A 22689-nucleotide genomic window follows, 5' to 3' on the forward strand; every position below is an offset into this window, starting at 1 on the left:
AAGCAAGACCATGAACAACGGCATTTCCAAGGGTGCTATCGTCGGCGTCGATGTCGGCGGCACCTTCACCGACCTGTTCCATTATGACGAGGCGCGCGGCAGCTTCCGCACCGCCAAGGTCCCGTCCAACCGCGGCGACGAGGCGGTCGGCTTCCTCGCCGGGCTGCAGAGCTTCGGCCCCGTCGCCGAACTGGGCTCCATCGTCCACGGCACCACCGTCGGCACCAACGCGCTGCTGGAGCGCAAGGGCGCCAAGGTCGGTCTCATCACCACTGCCGGCTTCCGCGACGTGCTGGAGATGCGCCGTCGCGACCGCCGACACACCTGGGGCCTGTGGGGCGATTTCGTCCCCGTGGTCGACCGCGACATGCGGCTTGAGGTGGCGGAGCGCACGCTGGCCGACGGCACCATCCGCACCGAAATCGACCCGGAGGAGGTCCGCGCCTGCGCCCGCCGGCTGGCCGACCAGGGGGCGGAGGCGCTCGCCATCGTCTTCATCAACGCCTACGCCAACCCGGCCAACGAACTGGCGGCGTTGGAGGCGGCGCGCGAGGTCTGGCCGAACGCCAACCTGGAATGTTCGTCGCGCATCCTGCCGGAAATCCGCGAGTTCGAGCGTACCTCCACCACCGCGCTGAACGCCTATCTCCAGCCGGTGGTCGGCAGCTATCTCGCCAAGCTCGACAATGCGCTGGCGGGAGAGGGCTTCGGCGGACGCTTCCACATCGTGCAGTCGAACGGCGGCGTCATGTCCACCGACACCGCGCGGCGGCTGCCGGTGCGCACCGCTTTGTCGGGACCGGCGGCCGGCGTCATCGCCGCGGCGGCGATCTCCAAGGCGGCGGGCTTCCCCAACGTCATCACCGGCGACCTCGGTGGAACCAGCTTCGACGTGTCGCTGGTGGTGGAGGGGCAGACCATGCTGGCCGCCCAGACCACCATCGATTTCGGTCTGGTCGTCCGCACCCCGATGATCGAGATCACCACCATCGGCGCCGGCGGCGGCTCCATCGCCGGGGTCGATCCCGGCGGCATGCTGCAGGTCGGGCCGGAAAGCGCCGGCTCGCGGCCGGGGCCGGTCTGCTACGGCCAGGGCAACACCCGTCCGACGCTGACCGACGCCAACGTGCTGCTCGGCCGCATCAATGCCGAGCGGCCGATCGGCGGCAAGCTGGCGCGGCTGGACGTCGATGCCGCGCGCACGGCCATCGCCACCCATGTCGCCGAGCCGCTCGGCCTCGACGTCATGGCGGCGGCGGAGGCGGTGGTGCGCATCGCCAACAGCAAGATGGCCGGCGCCATCCGCCTCGTCTCCATCGAGCGCGGTCATGACCCGGCCAAGTTCGCCGCCGTCCCCTTCGGCGGCGGCGGGGCGCTGCATGTCGGTGCGCTGATCAAGGAGGTCGGGCTGAAGGCGGCGCTGGTGCCGCGCTTCCCCGGCGTGACCTCCGCGCTCGGCTGCGTCATCGCCGACATCCGTCACGATCAGGTGCAGACGGTCAACCTGCCGCTGGCGGGCATCGACGCACACTCGCTCGACCGCCGCATGGTGGAGGAGGCGGCAGCCGCCCGCGCCGTGGTGGAATCCGCAGGGCTCAGCGTCGAGCGCATCGACCTCGTCTTCGAACTCGATATGCACTACATCGGCCAGACCCACACGGTCGCCGTGCCGCTGCCGGTGTCGGTCGAGAACGGCACGACCGGGATTGATGAGGCGACGATCCGTGCCGCCTTCGAGCGGGCCTATCAGGCGTCCTTCAGCCGGCTGCTGCCGGGCGTCGGTGCCAAGATCGTCAACCTGCGCACCGCCGCCATCGGCCGCCGTCCGCATTTCGACCTCTCCGCCCTGGCTCCGGCGGCCGGGACGACGGTGGAGGGCGCCCATGCCGGCTCGCGGCCGGTGTGGTTCGACGGGGCTTGGCACGAGACTGCCGTTTACAACCGCCTTGACCTGCCGGTCGGCGCCGTGATCCAGGGGCCGGCTATCCTGGAGCAGCCGGACGCCACCACCGTCATCGACCCCGACCTGTCCGCCCGCGTCGATGGCTTTGGCAACGTCATCGTGGAAAGGAGCGCCCGATGAGCGGCACCGCCATTCCTGTCGAGCGCACCGCCCTGCTGGTCTGCGACCTGCAGAACGACTTCATCCACCCGGATGGCGCCTATGGTCGGGCCGGGCAGACGGCGTCGGAGATTCTGGCGCTGCCGGAGCGGGTGAAGCCGCTGGCCGATCTGCTGCGGTCGCGCGGCGGCTGGGTGATCTCCACCAACTTCACGCTGGTGCCCGGACGCGGCGGCGAGCCGATGATCTCGCCCCACCTGAAATCGCTACGCCCGTTCCTGGCCAAGGGCGATTTCCAGCCCGGCAGTTGGGGGCACCGCACCGTCGACGCGCTCCAGCCCGTCGATGTGGAGGTGGAGAAGGTCGCCTATTCCGCCTTCTACATGTCGCGGCTGGAATGGGTGCTGCGGAAATGCGGGGTGGAGCGGCTGCTGGTCTGCGGCATCGTCACCAATGGCGGCGTCGCTTCGACCGTGCGCGATGCCCATGTCCGCGAGTTCGACACCATCCTGCTGGAGGACGGCTGCGCCGCCTTCAGCCGCGAGGTGCATGAGGTTTCCGTCGCCGCGCTGCGCCCGGTCTGCCGGGTTGCGACGGTCGCCGAGATGCTGGAGGAGGTGGCGACCTCATGAGCCGCATCCTGCCCGCCGATGGCGTCGAGTTCGAGTTCACCGTTCCCGTTGTGGTGATCGGCGGCGGGGCGGCCGGGATGGTCGCGGCCCTGGCGGCCCATGAGCAGGGTGCCGGCGTGCTGGTGCTGGAGCGCGACGCGCTGCCACAGGGCTCCACCGCCCTGTCTGCCGGGCTGATCCCGGCACCGGGCACCCGCTGGCAGCGCGTTGCCGGAATCGAGGACAGTCCGGAGCGCTTCGCCGCCGATATCATCGCCAAGGCGAAAGGCGAACCGGATCCGGCCGAGGTCGCCCGCGTCGCGCAGGCGGTGGGGCCGGCGCTGGAATGGCTGGCCGACCGCTACGGGCTGCCCTTCTCGGTGGTGGACAATTTCAGCTATCCCGGCCACAGCGCCCGGCGCATGCATGGGCTGCCCAGCCGGTCGGGGGCGGAACTGATCGACCGGCTGCGCGGCGCGGTCGAGGCTGCCGGCATCGACGTGCTGTGCGAGGCGCATGTCACGGCGCTGTATGCAGACGGCGCCCGAGTTCGCGGTGTCGAGATCACCCGGCCCGACGGCAGTGTCGAGCGGGTCGGCTGCGGCGCGCTGGTCCTCGCCTGCAACGGCTATGGCGGCAACAAGGCGCTGGTCGAGCGCCATGTCCCGGAACTGGCGGACGCGCTCTATTTCGGGCATCCCGGCAACCAGGGCGACGCTCTGCTTTGGGGCGAGGCGCTGGGTGCCGCCACCCGGCATCTGTCGGGGCACCAGGGTCATGGCTCCGTCGCCCATCCCGCCGGCATTCTCGTCACCTGGGCGACGATCACCGAGGGCGGCGTGCAGGTGAATGCTGAGGGCAGGCGCTTTTCCAACGAGGCGCAGGGCTATTCGGAGCAGGCGGCCATCGTGCTGCGCCAGCCCGACGGCATCGCCTGGACCGTCTTCGACGACCGCATCGCCGCCATCGCCCGCCAGTTCGAGGATTTCCGGCAGGCTGAGGCGATGGGTGCGGTGCTGAGCGCCGACACGCCTGCCGAGCTTGCCCGGCAGATGAAGATCGACGTTGATGCTCTGGCTGCCACGCTCGCCGAGATCGACCGGCTGAAGGCGGAGGGCGGAACCGACGGGTTCGGCCGCAGTTTCGCCGGCTCTGCCCCGCTGGTTCCGCCCTACCGGGCCGTCCGTGTCACCGGTGCGCTGTTCCACACCCAGGGCGGTCTGGTCGTCGATGACGATGCCCGCGTTCTGGATGGCAATGGCGCGCCGCTGCCCAACCTCTATGCCGCCGGCGGGGCCGCCTGCGGCGTGTCGGGGTCCAAGGCGTCCGGCTATCTGTCCGGCAACGGCCTGCTGACCGCGGTGGCGCTGGGGCGCATCGCCGGGACGGCCGCGGCCGGTGCCGTCAAGGAGGAAACCCAATGACGCAACAGCCACGCAGCCTGTTCGAGAAGGTCTGGGATGCCCATGTCGTGGCGACCCGGCCGGACGGTCAGGCCCTGCTCGCCATTGACCGTCATTTCCTGCACGAGGGCTCCTTCCACGCCTTCGGCATGATCGACCATGCCGGCCGCAAGGTGCGCCGGCCCGAACTGACCTTCGCCGTCGCCGACCATTACGTCCCCTCGCACAGCCGGTCCAAGCCGATCGCCGATCCCGAGATCGCCAACATGGTGACGATGCTGGAGGCGAATGCCGGCCGCCACGGCCTGCGCCATTTCGGGCTGCACGACCCGGCGCAGGGCATCGTCCATGTGATGGCGCCGGAACAGGGGCTGACGCTGCCCGGCCTGACCATCGTCTGCGGCGACAGCCACACCTCCACCCACGGAGCCTTCGGCGCGCTGGCTTTCGGCATCGGCGCGACCGAGGTTTCGCATGTGCTGGCGACCCAGACCCTGTGGCAGCGCCGGCCGAAGACCATGCGCATCACCGTGGACGGCGTTCTGGGGCCGCATGTGACGGCCAAGGACCTGATCCTGGCGGTGATCGCTGCCATCGGTGCCGACGGGGCCGCCGGCCATGTCATCGAATATGCCGGCAGCGCCATCCGCGCCCTGTCGATGGAAGGCCGCCTGACCGTCTGCAACATGTCGATCGAGGCCGGCGCCCGCGCCGGCATGATCGCGCCCGACGACACCACCTTCTCCTGGATCGAGGGGCGGCACTTTGCCCCCAAGGGCGACCTCTTCGACCGGGCGGTGGAGCATTGGCGGACCCTGCCCAGCGATGATGGTGCCGTCTTCGACCGCGAGGTGACGCTGGATGCCGCCGCCATCGCTCCGGCGGTGACCTGGGGCACCAGCCCGGAAACCGCGGTTCCGGTGACGGCGGCGGTGCCCGATCCCGGTGCGGAGGCCGACCCGGTGCGTGCCGGCCAGATGCGCAAGATGCTGGACTACATGGGCCTCGCCCCCTGCATGGCGCTGGAGGATGTGGCCATCGACCGCGTCTTCATCGGTTCCTGCACCAATGCCCGGCTGGAGGATCTGCGCGCCGCCGCCGCGGTGCTGCGCGGCCGGCGCGCCGTGGTGCCGGGGCTGGTGGTTCCGGGCTCGGTCCCCGTGCGCCGGCAGGCGGAGGCGGAGGGGCTGGACCGCGTCTTCATCGACGCCGGGCTGGAATGGGGGGAGCCCGGCTGCTCCATGTGCGTGGGCATCAACGGTGATCTGGTCCCGGCGGGGGAGCGCTGCGCCTCCACCACCAACCGCAACTTTCCCGGCCGCCAGGGACCGAACGCCCGCACCCATCTGATGAGCCCGGCGATGGCCGCAGCGGCAGCCGCAACCGGCAGGCTCACTGATGTCCGCAAGCTGGGAGCGTCGTAGAATGGACCCCTTCGTCACCCTGACCGCACCGGCGGTGCCGCTCGACATCGCCAACATCGACACCGACCAGCTTCTGCCCGCGCGCTTCCTGAAGAAACCGCGCAGCGCAGGCTACGGCAACTTCCTGTTCCATGACGAGCGCAAGCCCGGCTTCCCGCTGGACAATCCCGCTTATGCCGGGGCTCGCGTTCTGGTGAGCGACCGCAACTTCGGCTGCGGCTCGTCGCGGGAAGGGGCGGTCTATGCGCTGGTCGATGGCGGTTTCCGCTGCGTCGTCGCCCCCAGCTTCGGCGACATCTTCGCCGCCAACGCCGCCAAGAACGGCCTGCTGACCGTCACCCTGCCGGAGGATGCGGTGGCCGCCCTGCGCCGCCAGCTGCAGGAAAATCCCGGCGCCTCGGTCACCGTCAATCTCCCGGCCCAGACCCTGACCGGCCCGGACGGACGGCCGCTGCCCTTCGCCATCGACGCCTTCAAGAAGGAGTGCCTGATCGAGGGGCTCGACGACGTCGCGCTGACCCTGCGCCACCAGGATGCCATCGACCTCTTCGACCAACGCGACGCCGAGCGGCGCCCCTGGGTGGTACCGGGGGTGGTCTGAGGGGCGGCGCCTTACCCCTCGCCGCTCCGCTCCTCGTCGGAAACGCCGGAAACCGACTGGTCGGGTTCGATGCCCAGCACCTCCGCGGCGATGCGGGCGACATTGCCGTTGACGGGGGGCGGGGCGATGTTCACGCCCTCCTTCAGGGCATTGGTGACGATCTCCAGCACCTTGAGGCGGGCGAACCATTTGGAGTTGGCCTCCACCGCATGCCAGGGCGCCTGCGGGGTGGAGGTGTGGTCGAACATCGCTTCCGCCGCCTTGACGTAGTCGTCCCATCTGGCGCGGTTGCGCAGGTCCTCCTCCGTCAGCTTCCAGCGCTTGTAGGGGTTCTTCATCCGCTCGCGGAAGCGCTCCAACTGCTCTTCCGGGGTGATGTGCAGGAACAGCTTGATGATGCGCACGCCGTCGTCGGTCAGCAGCCGTTCGAACTCGTTGATCTCGTCATAGGCGCGCTTCCACTGGTCCTTGGTGGCGAATTTCTCCACCCGCTCGACCATGACGCGGCCATACCAGGAGCGGTCGAAGATGGCGAAGGTGCCGGCCGCCGGCAGCTTGGTCCAGAAGCGGTACAGGTAATGCTTTCCCTGTTCCTCCGCCGTGGGGGCGGAGATCGGCCAGACATGGAAGCCGCGGGGGTCGAGCGGTTCGGTCATGCGACGAATGGCCCCGCCCTTGCCGGCGGCGTCCCAGCCTTCGAACACCACGATGGCGCGGCGCTTCTCGTGCCAATAGGTCTGCTGGATGTGCAGCAGTTCCTTTTGCAGCTTGCCGAGTCGGCGGTCGTACTCCTCCGCCGTTTCGATCCGTACCTTCTTCTGGTCCAGTTTACCGAGGCGGATTTTCGAGACCTTGCCGGGCTTCTCGGCCATTAGGTGCATCCTGTGCTGGTGATATCCGTTGCGGGTTGCCATATGCGGCAGGCGGAACCTTCACCGCCCCAACCGGTTACCGGCGGGAGCACGGTGTCGGCCGCAGCGTGGGCATCGGTGCGTTCCGGAAGGGAACGGCAACGATGTCGCTTCGTCGATCCCACAACGGGGACCGGCGGCTGTCAACGGAGAAGCAGGCCCAAGGAAGGGGGTTCCATGAGCATCGTCGGACCACGCATCTACAACCTGTTTCCGACTCTGGTCGGTCCGGTCCGCGATTGGGCCGGGCACCTGCCGCGGATCCAGGGGATGGGATTCGACTGGATCTTCCTGAACCCGATCCATCAGCCGGGGTTCTCCGGCAGCCTCTATGCGGTGAAGGATCCCTATCGGCTGCATGACGCCCTGCGCGGCGGCTCGCATGAAAGCGACGACGAGCTGCTGCGCCGCTTCACGGCCGATGCCGGGGCGCACGGACAGTCGGTGATGATGGATTTCGTCATCAACCACACCTCCCGCGATGCCCTGCTGGTCGACCGCCATCCCGACTGGTACAAGCGCGGCGCGGATGGCGACCTGCATCGTCCGGGCGCCGTCGATCCCAACAACACCGCCCATGTCACGGTGTGGGGCGACCTCGCCTCGCTGGACTATGACCGGGCGGAGTCTCGTGCCGGGCTGATCGGCTACTGGTCCGACTATCTGCGCCACTATATCGGGCTGGGCGTGAAGGGTTTCCGCTGCGACGCCGCCTATCAGGTGCCGGCGGAGGTGTGGAAGAGCCTGATCGACGCCGCCCACGCGGTGAACCCGGAGGTGAAGTTCTTCGCCGAGACGCTGGGCTGCACGGTGGAGCAGGTGCGCGAGCTGTGTGGCGCCGGCTTCGATTTCCTGTTCAACAGCGCCAAATGGTGGGACTTCAAGGCCGACTGGCTGCTGGACCAGTATGACGAGTTCCGCTGGATCGCGCCGTCCATCGCCTTTCCGGAAAGCCACGACACCGACCGGCTGGCGGCGGAGGTCGGCAGCCAGGACGCGGTGCGGCTCGCCGCCCAGCTGAAGATGCATTACCTGTTCGCCGCCAGCTTCTCCACCGGCGTGCTGATGCCGGTGGGCTATGAATACGGCTTCACCCGCAAGCTCGACGTGGTGCGGACCAGCCCCGCCGACTGGGAGCAGCCGAAGCTGGACCTGACCGGCTTCATCGGCGCCGTCAATGCCATGAAGGCCGCCACCCCGGCGTTGAATGTCGAGGGACCGCAGCGCCGCGTGACCTCGCCCCACAGCCCGGTGCTGGGGCTGATCCGGCAGGTGGACGGCGCCGCGCTCGACCAGCCGGACGGCTGCGCCATCCTGGTGCTGAACCCCGACGAGAACCGGCCGCACATGCTGGATGTCGGTCCGGTGCTGGCCGCCACCGGCGGCACCTATGAGGCGTTCGAGGACGTGACGCCGGAGGCAGAACCGCTGCCGATGGAACCCGGCGCGCCGATGATGCTGCGCCCGATGGAACTGCGCGTCTTCCGCGCCCGCGCCGCCCGCAGCCACCCGGTCGAACTCCACGACGTGGAGGAGCGGGAATGGATGGATTCCATCGCCGCGGGCCGCATGACCATCGAGAATGTCTATCCCGAGCTGGACGGCGGCCGCTTCGCCATCAAGCGCGCGGTCGGCGACGTGATGGAGGTGTGGGCCGACATCTACACCGACGGCACCTTCGTTCTCGCGGCCTCCGTCATGTACAAGGCGGACGGCGACGACGAGTGGAGCGAGGCGCCGATGCGCCTGCACGAGAACGACCGCTGGGTCGGCCATGTGCCGCTGACCCGCAACGCCCGCTACACCTACAGCATCGAGGCGTGGCGCGACGTTTGGGAAAGCTGGCGCGCCGACTTCAAGAAGAAGGTCGATGCCGGCATGGACGTCGATCTGGAACTGGTAGAGGGCCGCCGCTTCGTCGAGCAGGCGCTGGACCTGAACCATGGTGATGGCCGCGCCGCGCTGGAGGCGGTGATCGAACGGATGCAGGCGCTTGCCGGACGCGAGGCCATCGATTACGCCCTGTCGGACGAGCCGCGCCGCGTCATGAAGCAGTATGGCGAGCGGCAGTACAAGTCGCGCTATGTCCGCGAGTTGGAGGTCTATGTCGACCGCACCGCCGGCGCCTATTCGGCGTGGTTCGAGATCTTCCCGCGTTCCGCATCGCCCGATCCGTCGCGGCCGGGCAATTTCGACGACGTGGTGAATTTGCTGCCCATGGTGCGCGACATGGGCTTCGACGTGCTGTATTTCCCGCCGATCCACCCAATCGGCCGTGCCTTCCGCAAGGGCAAGAACAACACGCTGAATCCCGGTCCCGACGATCCCGGCGTGCCCTATGCCATCGGCGCGGAGGAGGGCGGGCACGACGCCATCGACCCGATGATCGGCGACTTCGACAGCTTCCGCCGGCTGGTGCGCGAGGCCAAGCGCCATGGCATCGAGATCGCGTTGGACTTTGCCGTACAGTGCTCCCCCGACCATCCCTGGGTGAAGGAGCATCCGCACTGGTTCTACTGGCGGCCCGACGGCACCATCCGCTATGCCGAGAATCCGCCGAAGAAGTACCAGGACATCGTCAATGTCAGCTTCTACCGCCAGTCCTATCCGGATTTGTGGTACGCGCTGCGTGACGTGGTGCTGATGTGGTGCAAGGAGGGTGTCCGCATCTTCCGCGTCGACAACCCGCACACCAAGCCCTTCCCCTTCTGGGAATGGATGATCCGCGAGGTGCAGGACCGCTACCCCGACGCCCTGTTCCTGGCCGAGGCATTCACCCGGCCGAAGCTGATGAAGCGGCTGGCGAAGGTCGGCTTCACCCAGTCCTACAGCTATTTCACCTGGCGCACCACCAAGCCGGAGTTGACCGAGTATCTGACGGAGCTGACGCAGGGTGAATCGCGGGAGTACATGCGGCCGAACTTCTTCGCCAACACGCCCGACATCCTGCCGCCGATCCTGACCCATGGCGGCCGGCCGGCGCACATGATGCGGGCGGTGCTGGCGGCGACGCTGGCCGGCGTCTACGGCCTCTACGGCCCCTACCTGCTGTGCGAGGCGGAAGCCTATCCCGGCAAGGAGGAGTACAACCACTCGGAGAAGTACGAAGTCCGGCACTGGGACTGGAACAAGCCCGGCAACATCCGCGACTACGTCACCGCCATCAACCGGATCCGTGCTGAGAATCCGGCGCTGCAGCAGTTCACCAACCTGCGCTTCTACAATGCCTTCGACGACAACATCCTGCTCTACGGCAAGATGACGGCGGCCAAGGACAATGTGATCCTGATCGCGGTGAACCTCGATCCGCACAACGGCCATGGCGGGACCATCGAGATTCCGCTGTGGGAACTGGGCCTGCCCGACGGCGCCCATGTCCAGGTGGAGGACCTGTTCAGCGGACACCGCTTCACCTGGATCGGCAAGTTCCAGCATGTCTGGCTGGATCCCCACCGCAACCCCGCGGCGATCTGGCGGATCGTGCCGCCGGGGGTGTGAGGAAGCTCCTGGCGCGGGTGCCCCCTCCCTAACCCTCCCCCGCGTTCCGCGGGAGAGGGGGCAGGACGCTTGTCGGCGTGACCTGAATACCAAAGCAGCGGAGTTCCCTCTCCCGCGAAGCGGGGGAGGGTTAGGGAGGGGGCGCCACCGCCGCCAGACCTCCAAAAGGAAAAAAGCGGCCTCGTAGGGCCGCTTTTTTTCAATTGTTTCAGCGTACCGATCACCGCCGCCGGATCATCGTCACGCCACCGACGGTCTTGTCGAGGAAGGCGATCATCGCTTCCGGCTTGTGGCCGACGGAAGAGGAGGCGAAAGCCATCCACCAGCGCGCCATCGGGGTGGTCCAACCGTAGCGGTCGGCGATGATCTGGACATCCATGGTAGAGGACATGGTCGATTGGGCGGTCGCCGCGGCGCGGGGGGCGCCGGACGGGGTAACCTGGGATTCGACGCTGTGCATGGTTCCTCCCAACGGGGACGTTCGGTGTCCGCTTATGCGGTACCTTAAGCCTCAACCGCTGAAAGTGGCAGAGTTGCTTTGGTCCTAAGGGGTACTATACCTTTGGCTGCAAAGGTCCCATGCCCCCGACTGCGCCTTTCAGGTAGGCGGAAGCGGCAATCCGCTGGCCCAGGCCACCAGCGCCACCAATGCCGCGCGGTTGGCCGGCCGGAACAGCAGCGCCAGCCGCACCCACAGCGGCGAAACCTTGAATTCGGCAGCCATCGCCTCGACCTCCGCCGGGGACAGCCGCAGGTCGGGAGCGGGGTCTTCATTCATGGTGTATCCTCCGCAAATGCCATGGATCAGGACGGATTATGAACAATCCGCCTCGCCGACAATTGCGCAGGCCCGCGTGACAATTTGTAGCAGTCCTTTACTTGGCCGCCAGCAACGCCCTTGGCGCCCGGTCGGCGCCGCTCGCCAGCGGCACCTTGGGGTTCTCGATCCAGGCGATGACGTCGTTGACGACCAGCTTGCCCTTCAGGTCGCGCAGCAACATGTGGTAGCCGTCGGGATAGACGGCGACGACATGACGCCCGCCCGCCTCGAAATCCTTCAGCGCGCGTTCCACCGGCCGCGGCGGCAGCACTTCCTCATGCGCTCCGTAGAGCACCAGCGAAGGCGTCTGCAGGCGCTGGCAGGCGTCGAGCGCGGACCCCATCAGATCGGTCAGCCCCTCCAGCGCATCGACGCGCGAGCCCTTGATGACCATCGGGTCGCGGCCCAGCGCCCGCAGCATCTCGATGTTGTCGGACGGATGGATGCCGAGGTCCTGCGGCGGATGCACCACCATGCCCGGCACGAGGTTGTAGGTGATCCACAGGGCGGCGCGCGGGAAGAAGCCCATCGCCTGCCGGCCCCAGACGGCGGGTGCGACCAGGATGGTGCCGTCGACCTTGGGCGGGTTGGGGCCGGTCATCGCGGTCAGCACCACCGCCCCGCCCATGCTCTCGCCCATCAGATAGACCGGGACGCCGGGATGGCGCCTGCGCACCATCTCCACCGCGGTGCGGGCATCGCTGACCAGGGTGGGGGTGCCGGCCCAGACGCCGCGCTCGCGGGTGGCGCCGAACCCCCGCTGGTCGTAGGCGTAAGTGGCGATGCCGGCCGCGGCGAAATCGCGGCCGGCACCGTCGAAGGCATTGGAATAGTCGTTGTAGCCGTGCAGGGCCACCACCACGGCCCGCACACGGCCGTCGGCCGGAAGCCAGGAGCGCATCGGCAGCTCGAAGCCATCGGCAGCGATCAGCACGCGGTCGTTCAGCTGCGGCTGGACGACGGCCGTTCCCATCGGTTGGAAATCCGCGGCACAGCCGCCAAGCAGAAGCCCCAACCCCAGAACAGCCGCCAAGCCGACAGCCGCCGATCCGCTATGCCGCATGGATTACCCCTGTGTCGCTGTGCGCACCACCCGTCAGTTGGAGGAATATATCCTCGAGATCCGATTCTTCGGTCGTGACATCGACGATCCCAATTCCGGATGCGGCCAGCGCCGACAGGATGGCGCCGGCGCGCTGACGGCTCGGCTGATAGCGGACGATCAACCGCCGCGGCTCCGGCAGTTCCACCGTATACCCCTCCAGCGACGACGGCGGGGCGGTCAGGTCGCGCTCCAGCGTCAGGCACAGCGCCTTGTTGTCGACCCGGCGCAGCAGGGTCGTCTTCGGCTCGCACGCCACCACCTGCCCGTGGTTGATGATGGCGATGGTGTCGCACAGCTCCTCCGCCTCCTGCAGATAGTGGGTGGTCAGCAGGACGGTGGTGCCGGACTTGTTCAGCGTGCGCACATACTCCCAGAGCTGACGGCGCAGCTCCACGTCGACGCCGGCGGTCGGCTCATCGAGGATCAGCACGGGCGGGGTGTGGACCATCGCCTTCGCCACCATCAGGCGGCGCTTCATGCCGCCGGACAGCGAACGGGCATGGGCATCGGCCTTGTCGGCCAGTCCGACGGCCGCCAGCAGTTCCTCCGTCCGGCGTTCCTTCTTCGGCACGCCGTAGAGCCCGGCCTGAAGCTCCAGCATCTCGCGCGGGGTGAAGAAGGGGTCCATGTTCAGTTCCTGCGGCACCACGCCGATGGAGGCGCGGGCGCGGCGCGGATGCTCCGACACCTCGTGACCCCAGATGGTGGCGGTGCCGCCGGTCTTGTTCACCAGCCCGGCGAGGATGTTGATCATCGTCGATTTGCCGGCGCCGTTGGGACCGAGCAGCCCGAACAGCGACCCGCGCGGAATGACGAGGTCGATGCCCTTCAGCGCATGCTTCGGCCCGGCCTTGCCGGTCGGCTGGTAGATCTTGGTCAGGCCGCGCAGCTCAACGGCGTTGGCCGGAAGCGAGACGGGCGTGGGGGTATCGGTGGGCGCGGCCATTGATCCTGAACCATGATGTTTGCGGTTGACGAAAAAGCCCGCGAGTCCGGTGGTTTCCCCCGTTGATCCGCGGCGCGCGATGGGTATCATCCGGCCCGCGCGCGCGGAACCCCGATCGGGGGCCCGGACAGCGGGCGTGTCCACGATGGCGTGAACCGGCGCGCCTGTCAAAACAGAGGATGACTGCCATGCAGCCGACCGAGACGATCCTTGTTGAAACCTCGACCGTCGGGTGCGACGGCGGCGGCGGCGCGCTGGGCCATCCGCTGGTCTATCTGACGCTGGATCGCGAGGGGCAGGTCGAATGCCCCTACTGCTCGCGGCTCTACAAGCTGAAGGAAGGCGCCAAGGTCGCCCACGGCCACTGATTGCGCGTTCGTCCTGCTGGCGGGCGGTTCAGACCCGGCCGGCCAGCAGGACCAGCACCGCCAGCGCCAGCAGCGCCGACAGCCCCTGCCAGAAGGCCAGCGGATTGCGGTCGATCAGCGGCCGACGCCGCGTTCCCGCGCAACGCTTGCGCGGGTGGCGCAGGTCGTACAGGAACTCCGACAATTCCTGATAGCGCTTGGCCGGGTCCGGATGGACCGCCTTGCGCAGCACGCCGTCGAGCCAGGCGGGGATATCGCGCTGGTCGCTGAGCGCCGTGCGGTAGACCAGCTTGCGCTGGCGCGCCCGCGTGGTGGCGGTCGCCGCGTCGGCGCCGTAGGGCAGGCGGCCGGTCAGCATCTGATAGGCGATGACCCCCAGCGCATAAAGGTCGGAGGCCGGCGTCCCGCCTTCGCCCAGCAGATATTCCGGGGCGGTGTATTGCAGGGTGCCGAGGATCTCGCCGCGGTCGGCGTCGGGCATGGTCTCCAGAATGCCGGGGACCAGGACCGATCCGAAATCGACGATCTTCACCGTCCCGGTCCGGTCGATCATCACATTGTCGGGCCGCAGATCCTGGTGAAGCATCTCCAGCCGGTGGAAGGCCTGCAGCCCCTTGCCGATCTGCTCGACGATGGCGCGCACGGTGGACAGGTCGGGACCGGGGTGGTCGCGCATCCACTGGGTCAGCGTCTGCCCGTCCAGATACTCGGTGGCGACAAAGAGGTGGCGGCGCGGTCGGTTCTGCGGCGGGGCCTTCAGCACATGCGGGCTGTTGATCCGCCGGGCGATCCACTCCTCCATCAGGAAGCGGCGCAGATGGGCGCGGTCGTCGCGCCGGTCGATGGCCGGCACCTTCAGCGCCACGGCGGGACCGCCTGCGCCATCCCGGGCTCCATCCTGGGCCAGATAGACATGGCTGCGGCTGCTGGCGTGCAGTTCGCGCAGGATGCGGTAGCCCTCGAACTCGGTCCCCGGTTCCAGCAGGGGCGGCGGGGGCAGGTCGGACAGCCGCGATAACAGGTCGCCGGCATCAGCATCGGGGATCGCGTCGATTCGCACGATCTGGAGCGTCAGGTTGTCGGTGCTGCCCCGCCGCAGCGCCTCCTCCACCGCGAGTCGGGCCGCACGGTCGAGATCGTCGGCATGGTCGGCGATGGCGTTGATCAAAAAATCGGCATCGACATGCTCATAGACGCCGTCGGTCGCCAGCAGGAAGACGTCGCCGGCTTCCATCGGCAGTTCCCGGCAATCGATCTCCACATGCGGCGCCACGCCGATCGCCCGGCCGAGATAGCTGACCTCCGACGACACCACCACCCGGTGGTCGGTGGTCAGCTGTTCCAGCGCGCGGCCGGCGATGCGGTAGATGCGGGAATCGCCGACATGGAACAGATGGGCGGTGGCCGATTTCAGCACCAGCGCGCTGAGCGTGCAGGCAAAGCCGCGATCCTGGTCGTAGCGGTATTCGCTGCGCCGGTTCTGGGCGTGCAGCCAGCTGTTGGCCGCCGCCAGCACCCGCTGCGCCGAGGTCCTCACCGACCAGCTTTCCGGCGTGCAGTAATAGTCGGTCAGGAAGCTCTTCACCGCGGTTTCGCTGGCGATGTGGCTGACCCGGCTGCTGCTGATGCCGTCGGCCAGCGCCACCGCGATCCCCTTCATGCCAAGCAGCGGCGGCGTCGGGATCAACGCCCCGTGGAAATCCTGGTTGGCCTCCTTCCGTCCCCGGTCGGAGCACTGGCCGATGGAAATCCGCAGCTCTTTCACGATGTCGGCACTTGGCACGATGTCGGCCCTTGGCAAGAAAAACCCCGGCCCAAGGCGGACCGGGGTGGTAGCGGGATGACGGGCAGGGGCCTTATTCGGCGGGCTGCAGGCCGGCCTGATGCAGGCGGCGCTTCGGCGCCGTGCGGACATGGGTGGCGTAGAGCGTCAGCCCGGTGAAGGCCAGACCGCCGACCAGATTGCCCAGCACCGTCGGCAGCTCGTTCCAGATCATGTAGTCCATGATCGAGAAGTTGCCGCCCATCAGCATCGCCGACGGGAACAGGAACATGTTCACCACCGAATGCTCGAAGGTCATGCCGAAGAACAGCATGATCGGCATCCACATGGCGATCACCTTGCCGCTGACCGAGGTGGAGATCATCGCGCCGACGACGCCGGTGGAGACCATCCAGTTGCACAGCATGCCGCGCAGGAAGATGGTCAGCATGCCGGCCGCGCCATACTGGGCATAGCCCAGCGTCCGGTTCTCGCCGATGTGCGAGATGACGGTGCCGACCTTGTCCGGCGGGGTGGAGAAGCCATAGGTGAAGACCACCGCCATCATCACCGCGACCGTCAGCGCGCCCAGGAAGTTACCGATGAACACCAGCCCCCAGTTGCGCAGAACGCCGCCGATGGTGACGCCCGGCCGCTTGTCGATCAGCGCCAGCGGCGACAGCACGAACACGCCGGTCAACAGGTCGAAGCCCAGCAGATACAGCATGCAGAATCCGACCGGGAACAGGATGGCGCCGATGATCGGGAAGCCCGTCTGGACCGTGACCGTGACGGCGAAGACCGCCGCCAGCGCCAGGATCGCCCCGGCCATATAGGCGCGGATGACGGTGTCGCGGGTGGACATGAAAATCTTGGATTCGCCGGCATCCACCATTTTGGTGACGAACTCGGAGGGCACCAGATACGACATGACGAGTCCCCTTGGAACAAGCGCTGAAGAAACGGCACGCAGCGTCCGGTAATGCCCGCGCGGCACCGGTCCGGTGCGGGGCGGGGGAGGAAAGACGCGCTGCGTGTGATTTGGGTGCGGGCCCCGGTCATTGGTCCCGCGCGGGTCAAACCGCCGTTGGCTTGAACGGGGAAAAGCATTGCACGCGATGTGCCAACCGCACGGATGCAGGAAATCCGGCGGAATTCGCCCGTCGCCCTTCTTGGTGCGATGTGACGTGGAGCTGCAGTTGCTCAAAGACTGTGCTGCGATGAATAAAAAACAGCCATTGGTATAGAAAGGATTGTGTGACCCGGCAGGCTTGCCGTCGTCAACCGCACCGCGGTTGGGCTGACGTCTTTCAGATCTTTAACCGTTCCAGGAAAGACTATCGTTCCGCATCAATGCTTTGGCCGAAAACAGGCGAGACCGGCCCGCCTATGGGTCAGGTTCGGTTACCTTTTTGTTATAATTTCCCTTCACATTGTGAGACAGTATCGGTGATGTCGCTTGACGGGTCTCTCCGAACCGGCGTCTACTTTGCCGCATTGCGGAAAAGTGGAAGTTCCACAATCGTTGTTTGAGTTGCAGGCTTATGTTTTTTCCAGGCGGTTCGGGATTGGCGTCGGATGAGGCGCGCACGATGAGTCACGAGACGGAAGAACAGTATCGCAGCATCTTCGAAAATGCTGTCGAGGGCATCTATCAGACGACTGTCGACGGCCGTTACCTGCGGGTCAATCCGGCACTTGCCGACATCTATGGCTATGCTTCGCCCGAAGACCTGATCGCCAACCTCACCGACATCGCCTGCCAGCTCTATGTCGATCCCGGCAAGCGCGAGGCCTTCGCCGACCTGATGGCCCGCCAGGACCGGGTCCACAGTTTCGAGGCGCGCGTCTTCCGTCGCGACGGATCCATCATCTGGATCGCGGAGAGCGCACGCTGCGTGCGCGATGCCGCCGGCCGCATCCGCTATTACGAAGGCACCGTCCAGGACATCACCGAACGCAAGCAGCATGAGGAGAAGATCCGGCTGCTCGCCACCGTGTTCGACAGCGTCGCCGACGGCATCCTGATCGTCGACCCGGAGTTGACGGTCCAGGCGATCAACCCGGCCTATGAGATCATGACCGGCTTCCAGCGGGAGGAACTGCTGCGCCGGCCGCTGGTCCTCTTCGCTCCCGGCTCGCACGAGCGGGAGTTCATCGACGCCATCTGGACCACCGCGCGGCAGGCCGGGCGTTGGCAGGGGGAGGTCACCAGCTTCCGCCATTCCGGCGACGCCTTCGCCGCCGCCCTGTCGGTGACGTCGGTCCGCGCGCCGGGGGGCGTGCTGGAACATTATGTCCTGACCATCGCCGACATCAGCCAGCGCAAGTCGCAGGAACACCAGATCCGCTATCAGGCAAGCTTCGACCGGCTGACCGACCTGCCCAACCGCTGGCTGGTCTGCGAAAGGCTGGAGGAGGCGATCGTCCGCGCCCAGCGCGGCAAGAGCAAGGTCGCCGTCGCCTTCCTCGACCTCAATCGCTTCAAGCAGGTGAACGACACGCTGGGCCACCATGCCGGCGACGAACTGCTGAAGCTGGTGGCGCGGCGCCTGCGCAACTGCACCCGCATGACCGACACGGTCGGCCGGCTGGGCGGGGACGAGTTCCTGATCGTCGCCCCCGACGCCGCCGATCGTTCCGCCGGCGCCCGGCTGGTGGAGAAGGTGCTCTATTCGATGTCGGAGCCGTTCAGCGTCCATAATCAGGAGCTTTTCTGCGGCGCGTCCATCGGCATCGCCTTCTATCCCGACGACGGCGAGACGGCGGACCAGCTTCTGCGCAACGCCGATCTGGCGATGTACCATGCCAAGCGCAACCCGGAGCACAAATACGTCTTCTACGACAACGGGATGCGCGAACGGTCGGGCTTCACGCTCGGGCTGGAGAGCGACCTGCGCCGTGCCAGCGGCGGCGACGAGTTCGAACTGCATTTCCAGCCGAAGATCGACCTTGCCGGCAACCGCACCATCGGGGCGGAGGCGCTGATCCGCTGGCGCCATCCGGTGCGCGGCATGGTCAGCCCGGCGGAGTTCATTCCGCTGGCCGAGGAAACCGGTTTGATCTGGGAAATCGGCGCCTGGACGCTGATCGAATCCTGCCGCCGGCTGGCGGGTTGGATCGAGCGCGGTCTGCCGATCCCGTCGGTGTCGGTGAATCTGTCGCCGCGCCAGTTCCAGGACGCCCGCCTCGTCGGCTTCGTCCGCAGCGTGGTCGAAGCCGCCGGAATTCCGGCCGACCGGTTGGAACTGGAGCTGACCGAAGGCGCCATGATCGGCGACATCGAGAAGGCGGTGACGATCCTCAACGGGCTGAAGGACATCGGCGTCCGCCTGTCCATCGACGATTTCGGCACCGGTTATTCCTCGTTGGCCTATCTGAAGCGCTTCCCCATCGACACGCTGAAGATCGACCGCAGCTTCGTCCGCGACATCGTCAAGTCGACCACCGATCCGGCGATCGTCGGCACCATCGTCAATCTGGCCGAAAGCCTGGGCTTCGACACCATCGCCGAGGGGGTGGAGACGCAGGAGCAGGCCGACATGCTTCGCCTGCAGCGCTGCACCCGCATCCAGGGCTACCTCATCAGCCGGCCGCTGCCGGTCGACCAGTTCGAGACCTTCCTCAGCAACAGCGTGGTGCCGGCCTGAAGCCAGTCAGGAACGGGCGCCGCCATGCCGGCGCCCGTACGCTTTCTGCCAGGGTTACGGTGCCGTCCGTTCCAGGAAATACTCCATCTCCTGGATGATCCCGCTCTGCGCGGCCCAGAGGGCGGCCTGGGTGCGGTTGCGGACGTTGATGGTCTGCATGATGTGACGGACATGCAGCTTCACCAGATCCTCCGTCATCCCCATCTCGCGCGCGATCTCCTTGTTACTGCATCCGTCCATGATCAGCTTCAGGATGCGGGCGTGGCGCGGGTAGAGGCCGGGATAGCCCAGCAGTTCGCTTTCGTGCTGGGCCATCGCCCCATCCTCTCCGCCCCGGCGGAGCGCGGTGGGGGAGAAATAATCGAAGCACTCTTCCGGCACCACCGGCTCGCCGGCATGGATCAGGCGCAGGGACAGCACGAAGGCGGTCGGGGCCATCCGGTTCAGCAGATAGCCGCGCACGCCGAAGCGCAGGGCCATCCGCATGTGGTGAGCGGAGAATTCGTCGGCGATCATCGCCAGCTTGGCCTGCTCTCCGTACCAGCTGCGGAAGTTCCAGGCATCGGTCTTCAGGGAGGCGAGGTCGAACAGAACGATGTCCGCCATCCGTTCGGAACTGCCGTTGCCGGCCGGCGGTTCCAGCGTGGCCACGGCGCCGCTGGCCGACATGCCGTCGGAGTAGCGGTCGGGGCCGCCGTTGGTCCGGCCATTCCACATCGTCTTGGGTGAAAGCCCGGTTGCGAGGCGGCTTTGCGGATCGATGACCTCGAAACAGTCGTCCAGGATGTTCAGGATGGATTCGCGCAGCAATCGGCTTTGGTTGTGAACAATCACACGAATGCGATCGGACATGTCCGTCTCCCCCAAGAAATAGACGAATTGGCGGACGGTATCGCGCGGCCGGAAGGCAAGGATTCCCCCCTGGACGCTTTGCTTCGACGTCGAGGGCACCGGTGCATGGCAATTCGGGTCTGCCGGATTCTCGTGCCCGGTCTACACCCCCCGGCCCCCCGTTCGAGCCGTTGCCACCTTAGTCTCCGGTACCTCCGCGCCTGGCCGCGCAATGCCGCATATCCGATGGACGGTGCACGTTGTATCGGTCTTCTCGTGCTCGCCCGATCGAATTTAGATCAAACTATGATCCGGCACTCACGGCATTGTCTGCTGCACTTCTGGAATGGTTCCAGGCTCAGTGGGGTGTGCACTCATACTGTCCGGGCAGAGTCCTTCGTCAGAAGGCCGGCAGTAATAAGTCATTCTCGCGCACGAATATGGAAGTGATTACCCGATGAAGCGAGGTGCGTCCCTGCCGGGTTGCGCCGAGTGGGGAAGGTCGCAAGCAAAGGAAGCCAAACGATATTGCCGTCCAAAGAAGAAAAAGTTCTTTGTAAGACAACTTATATTAGATGGCTCGTCTTGGGTCCGGTCTGCACTGGGCCAGTTCACTGACGATAATATAGACTCTTAAACAGAGTTTGCCAGGACAATTTTCGCTGAACACGGAAACGAAAACGGAGCCCCGCCGGGACGGGACTCCGATTTCGTTTCGACAGGCTGCCTGCCGGCTTCCGCCTTACGCCGCCATGTCGTGGGTGATGGCGAAGACGCCGGTGTCCCAGCGGGCGATGGTGGTGTCGAAGCCGCCGACGCCATTCACCACGTCGAAGCCCTGCGTGGTGTTGTGGATCAGGTCCTGGACCGTGTAGTGGCCGTTGGCGAGCTGAAGCTCCACATGGGTGTCAACCGCCTTGCGTGCCGCGGTGTCGTTGAAGTCGACCCGGTCGGAGGCGACGACGATCAGCCGGTCCTTCTGGTCGTAGAAGCCGTAGCCGGTGATCTGGGCGTCCGGATCCTTGTCGGTGAAGGTCAGCGGGTAATGGTAGTTCAGCGCCTCGTCGCCGATCAGGACCGGCGCCTTGGCCTTCAGGGCGGCGATCTCGGCGTCGCTGAACAGGTTATGGCCGTCGTAGGTCGCCTGCGGAATGATCCAGGCGCTGGGTGTGCTGGCCTTGGTCATCGACGGCAGGGCCGCGTCGCTGACGTAATAGCCGAAGGTCGCGCCGGCATCATGCAGCTTGGTGATCGGCTCCAGCAGCTCGCCGAGATAGGCGTTGCCGATGGCGTTGCCGTCGGGTTCCAGCGCGTTCATCGCCTTCTCGGCATTGGCGCTGTAATAGAGCGCCGGGCCGAAGGGACGGGTCGGCACGATGTCGCGCAGCATGTCCAGCCACGGCTGCTTCACCTCGCCCCAATCGTGATAGCTGCGCGACCACTGCTCCGCCGCGCGGCGGACGCCGCCCTGGTCGTCGGCGATCATCGTCCAGCCGCTCTGCAGCCAGGTCTGTTCCAGGCGGCCCCAGCCCAGTTCCTCGCGCACCGTACCGGTCACGCCGGTGTAGAGGCTGTTCACCGCACCCCAGTAATCATCCTCCGACGAGGACATCATGTGGCCGAAATGGGCGTCCGGCGCGCGGGCGGCATGGATGCCCAACATCGCCTGCTCATAGGAGGCCGGCGCCTGCTTGTGCTGCATCTCGAAGCGTTCGAGAGTCTGCACGTTGAACAGGATGTCCTTCTCGTTCATCGTGTTGGCGATTACGCGGGCATCGACGCCGGCGAATTCGCGCATCGCCGCCGGGGTGAAGGACACCTGGGTGGTCAGCCATGCGGCGTGGCCGGTGTTCTTGACGATGGCCTCGTCCAGCGCCTTCCAACCATAGGCCCAGCCGTCGACGAAGTAATCCAGCCACTGCGTCGGATGGTTGTCGATGATGTCGGCCGCCTGCTGCGCCAGCGTGCTTCCCGCCACCTTGATGCCGGTCTTGGCGCTGAACTCCGCGATCATGCGGCTGTTGAAGAAGTCCATCACGCCGGAATGCGGGCTGCCGTCGAAGAAGTCGGCCAGCTCATAGCCGCGGGTGCCGGTCAGGGCCGACAGGCGGCCCAGCTTGTCGGCCATCCAGTCGGCGTAATGGGCGGTGCCGCCGGTCCAGCCGGCCGGCGCGTCCTTGGCGTCCAGCGGCATCAGCGGGCTGATATAGCCCCAGCCACTGGGATTGCTGCTGTCGGCGTTCAGGACGTAGCCATCGGCGTCGCGGCCCAGATACTGCTGATGCGCCTTGACCCAGGACACCCAGGCCTTGTGGCCGCCCAGGCTGGCGAACTCACCGCCGTTCTGCGACTCCGTGAAGGTATCCTCCCACAGCTGCAGGCCGATCAGCGGCATCACCCCGTCGGACAGATGGCCGGCGGCGACATCGCGGGTCTCCTTCAGGTGGGCGGCGTTGGAGTAATCGGGCACCGATTCCCAGAACAGGTGCTGCGGCGCCAGCCCGCGGTCGGCCCCCCAGGAAATGGTCGACACATCGGACATCAGCGGCGGCCGGTCGCTGCTGACTCCGGCGCTGGCGCTGTGGTCGTTCTTCGGCAGCGTGGTGGTGGGCGTCGTCGGAGCCGGCGTGGTGGGGGTGGGCGCCGTCGGGGTCGGGGCAGTCGGGGTCGGGGCAGTCGGGGCGGGGGGCGTGGGGG

At 66.8% G+C, this 22689-nt stretch carries 17 protein-coding genes; 8 read left to right on the forward strand and 9 right to left on the reverse strand.

Annotated features, from left to right (window positions below):
- Positions 1-10: 10 nt before the first annotated feature.
- From TSO5_RS11000 to leuD, 5 genes are read left to right on the forward strand one after another with little or no spacing between them, the layout of a single operon-like run.
- Positions 11-2083: a hydantoinase/oxoprolinase family protein gene (locus TSO5_RS11000; RefSeq protein ID WP_199230856.1), complete on the forward strand. Its 2073-nt coding sequence runs from the start codon at positions 11-13 to the stop codon at positions 2081-2083.
- On the forward strand, positions 2080-2694 hold the full coding sequence (locus TSO5_RS11005; protein WP_109151622.1) for a cysteine hydrolase: 615 nt from the start codon (positions 2080-2082) through the stop codon (positions 2692-2694). The genes TSO5_RS11000 and TSO5_RS11005 overlap by 4 nt, the downstream gene beginning before the upstream one ends.
- A complete protein-coding gene (locus tag TSO5_RS11010) occupies positions 2691-4097 on the forward strand; it encodes an FAD-dependent oxidoreductase (protein ID WP_109151623.1) in 1407 nt (468 codons plus the stop codon). Before TSO5_RS11005 ends, TSO5_RS11010 begins: the two co-directional genes overlap by 4 nt.
- Positions 4094-5500, forward strand: coding sequence for a 3-isopropylmalate dehydratase large subunit (gene leuC, locus TSO5_RS11015; RefSeq protein WP_109151624.1), 1407 nt, complete (start codon positions 4094-4096; stop codon positions 5498-5500). The genes TSO5_RS11010 and leuC overlap by 4 nt, the downstream gene beginning before the upstream one ends.
- Before the next feature lies 1 nt (position 5501).
- Complete coding sequence (gene leuD / locus TSO5_RS11020; RefSeq protein ID WP_109151625.1) at positions 5502-6101, forward strand: 3-isopropylmalate dehydratase small subunit; 600 nt, start codon at positions 5502-5504, stop codon at positions 6099-6101.
- A gap of 11 nt (positions 6102-6112) precedes the next feature.
- On the opposite strand, the gene TSO5_RS11025 is transcribed toward leuD, so the two are convergent.
- Positions 6113-6973, reverse strand: a complete 861-nt coding sequence (locus tag TSO5_RS11025) for a polyphosphate kinase (protein ID WP_247870695.1) — start codon at positions 6971-6973, stop codon at positions 6113-6115.
- A 216-nt stretch (positions 6974-7189) separates the two neighbouring features.
- Between TSO5_RS11025 and TSO5_RS11030 the strand changes: the two genes are divergently transcribed.
- Positions 7190-10510 carry a maltotransferase domain-containing protein gene (locus tag TSO5_RS11030; protein WP_109151627.1) on the forward strand — a complete coding sequence of 1107 codons (3321 nt, stop codon included), beginning with the start codon at positions 7190-7192 and terminating at the stop codon, positions 10508-10510.
- 220 nt (positions 10511-10730) lie between these two features.
- On the opposite strand, the gene TSO5_RS11035 is transcribed toward TSO5_RS11030, so the two are convergent.
- The 4 genes from TSO5_RS11035 to TSO5_RS11050 form a co-directional block, all read right to left on the reverse strand.
- Positions 10731-10970, reverse strand: coding sequence for a hypothetical protein (locus TSO5_RS11035; protein ID WP_109151628.1), 240 nt, complete (start codon positions 10968-10970; stop codon positions 10731-10733).
- A gap of 138 nt (positions 10971-11108) precedes the next feature.
- Positions 11109-11288, reverse strand: a complete 180-nt coding sequence (locus TSO5_RS11040; RefSeq protein ID WP_109074176.1) for a hypothetical protein — start codon at positions 11286-11288, stop codon at positions 11109-11111.
- A gap of 97 nt (positions 11289-11385) precedes the next feature.
- Complete coding sequence (locus TSO5_RS11045; protein WP_247870696.1) at positions 11386-12303, reverse strand: alpha/beta hydrolase; 918 nt, start codon at positions 12301-12303, stop codon at positions 11386-11388.
- A 79-nt stretch (positions 12304-12382) separates the two neighbouring features.
- On the reverse strand, positions 12383-13381 hold the full coding sequence (locus TSO5_RS11050; RefSeq protein ID WP_109151630.1) for an ABC transporter ATP-binding protein: 999 nt from the start codon (positions 13379-13381) through the stop codon (positions 12383-12385).
- Between the two features lie 179 nt (positions 13382-13560).
- On the opposite strand from TSO5_RS11050, the gene TSO5_RS11055 reads away from it, so the two are divergent.
- Positions 13561-13749, forward strand: coding sequence for a zinc-finger domain-containing protein (locus TSO5_RS11055; protein ID WP_085086595.1), 189 nt, complete (start codon positions 13561-13563; stop codon positions 13747-13749).
- Positions 13750-13777: 28 nt separating this feature from the next.
- Here TSO5_RS11055 and TSO5_RS11060 read toward each other — a convergent pair whose 3' ends face one another.
- Positions 13778-15532 (reverse strand): bifunctional protein-serine/threonine kinase/phosphatase, encoded by a 1755-nt coding sequence (locus tag TSO5_RS11060; protein WP_247870697.1) that lies wholly within the window; start codon positions 15530-15532, stop codon positions 13778-13780.
- A gap of 73 nt (positions 15533-15605) precedes the next feature.
- Positions 15606-16442: a formate/nitrite transporter family protein gene (locus TSO5_RS11065; protein ID WP_109074179.1), complete on the reverse strand. Its 837-nt coding sequence runs from the start codon at positions 16440-16442 to the stop codon at positions 15606-15608.
- A gap of 661 nt (positions 16443-17103) precedes the next feature.
- On the opposite strand from TSO5_RS11065, the gene TSO5_RS11070 reads away from it, so the two are divergent.
- On the forward strand, positions 17104-19161 hold the full coding sequence (locus TSO5_RS11070) for an EAL domain-containing protein (RefSeq protein WP_109151631.1): 2058 nt from the start codon (positions 17104-17106) through the stop codon (positions 19159-19161).
- Positions 19162-19215: 54 nt separating this feature from the next.
- Here the strand turns inward: TSO5_RS11070 and TSO5_RS11075 are convergent, their stop codons facing one another.
- Together TSO5_RS11075 and TSO5_RS11080 are read right to left on the reverse strand one after the other, a co-directional pair.
- Complete coding sequence (locus tag TSO5_RS11075; RefSeq protein WP_109151641.1) at positions 19216-20013, reverse strand: response regulator transcription factor; 798 nt, start codon at positions 20011-20013, stop codon at positions 19216-19218.
- Between the two features lie 721 nt (positions 20014-20734).
- Positions 20735-22525 carry a hypothetical protein gene (locus TSO5_RS11080; RefSeq protein WP_247870698.1) on the reverse strand — a complete coding sequence of 597 codons (1791 nt, stop codon included), beginning with the start codon at positions 22523-22525 and terminating at the stop codon, positions 20735-20737.
- Between the last annotated feature and the right edge of the window lie 164 nt (positions 22526-22689).

Origin of the sequence: Azospirillum sp. TSO5, assembly GCF_003116065.1 — a bacterium.
Lineage (GTDB): Bacteria > Pseudomonadota > Alphaproteobacteria > Azospirillales > Azospirillaceae > Azospirillum.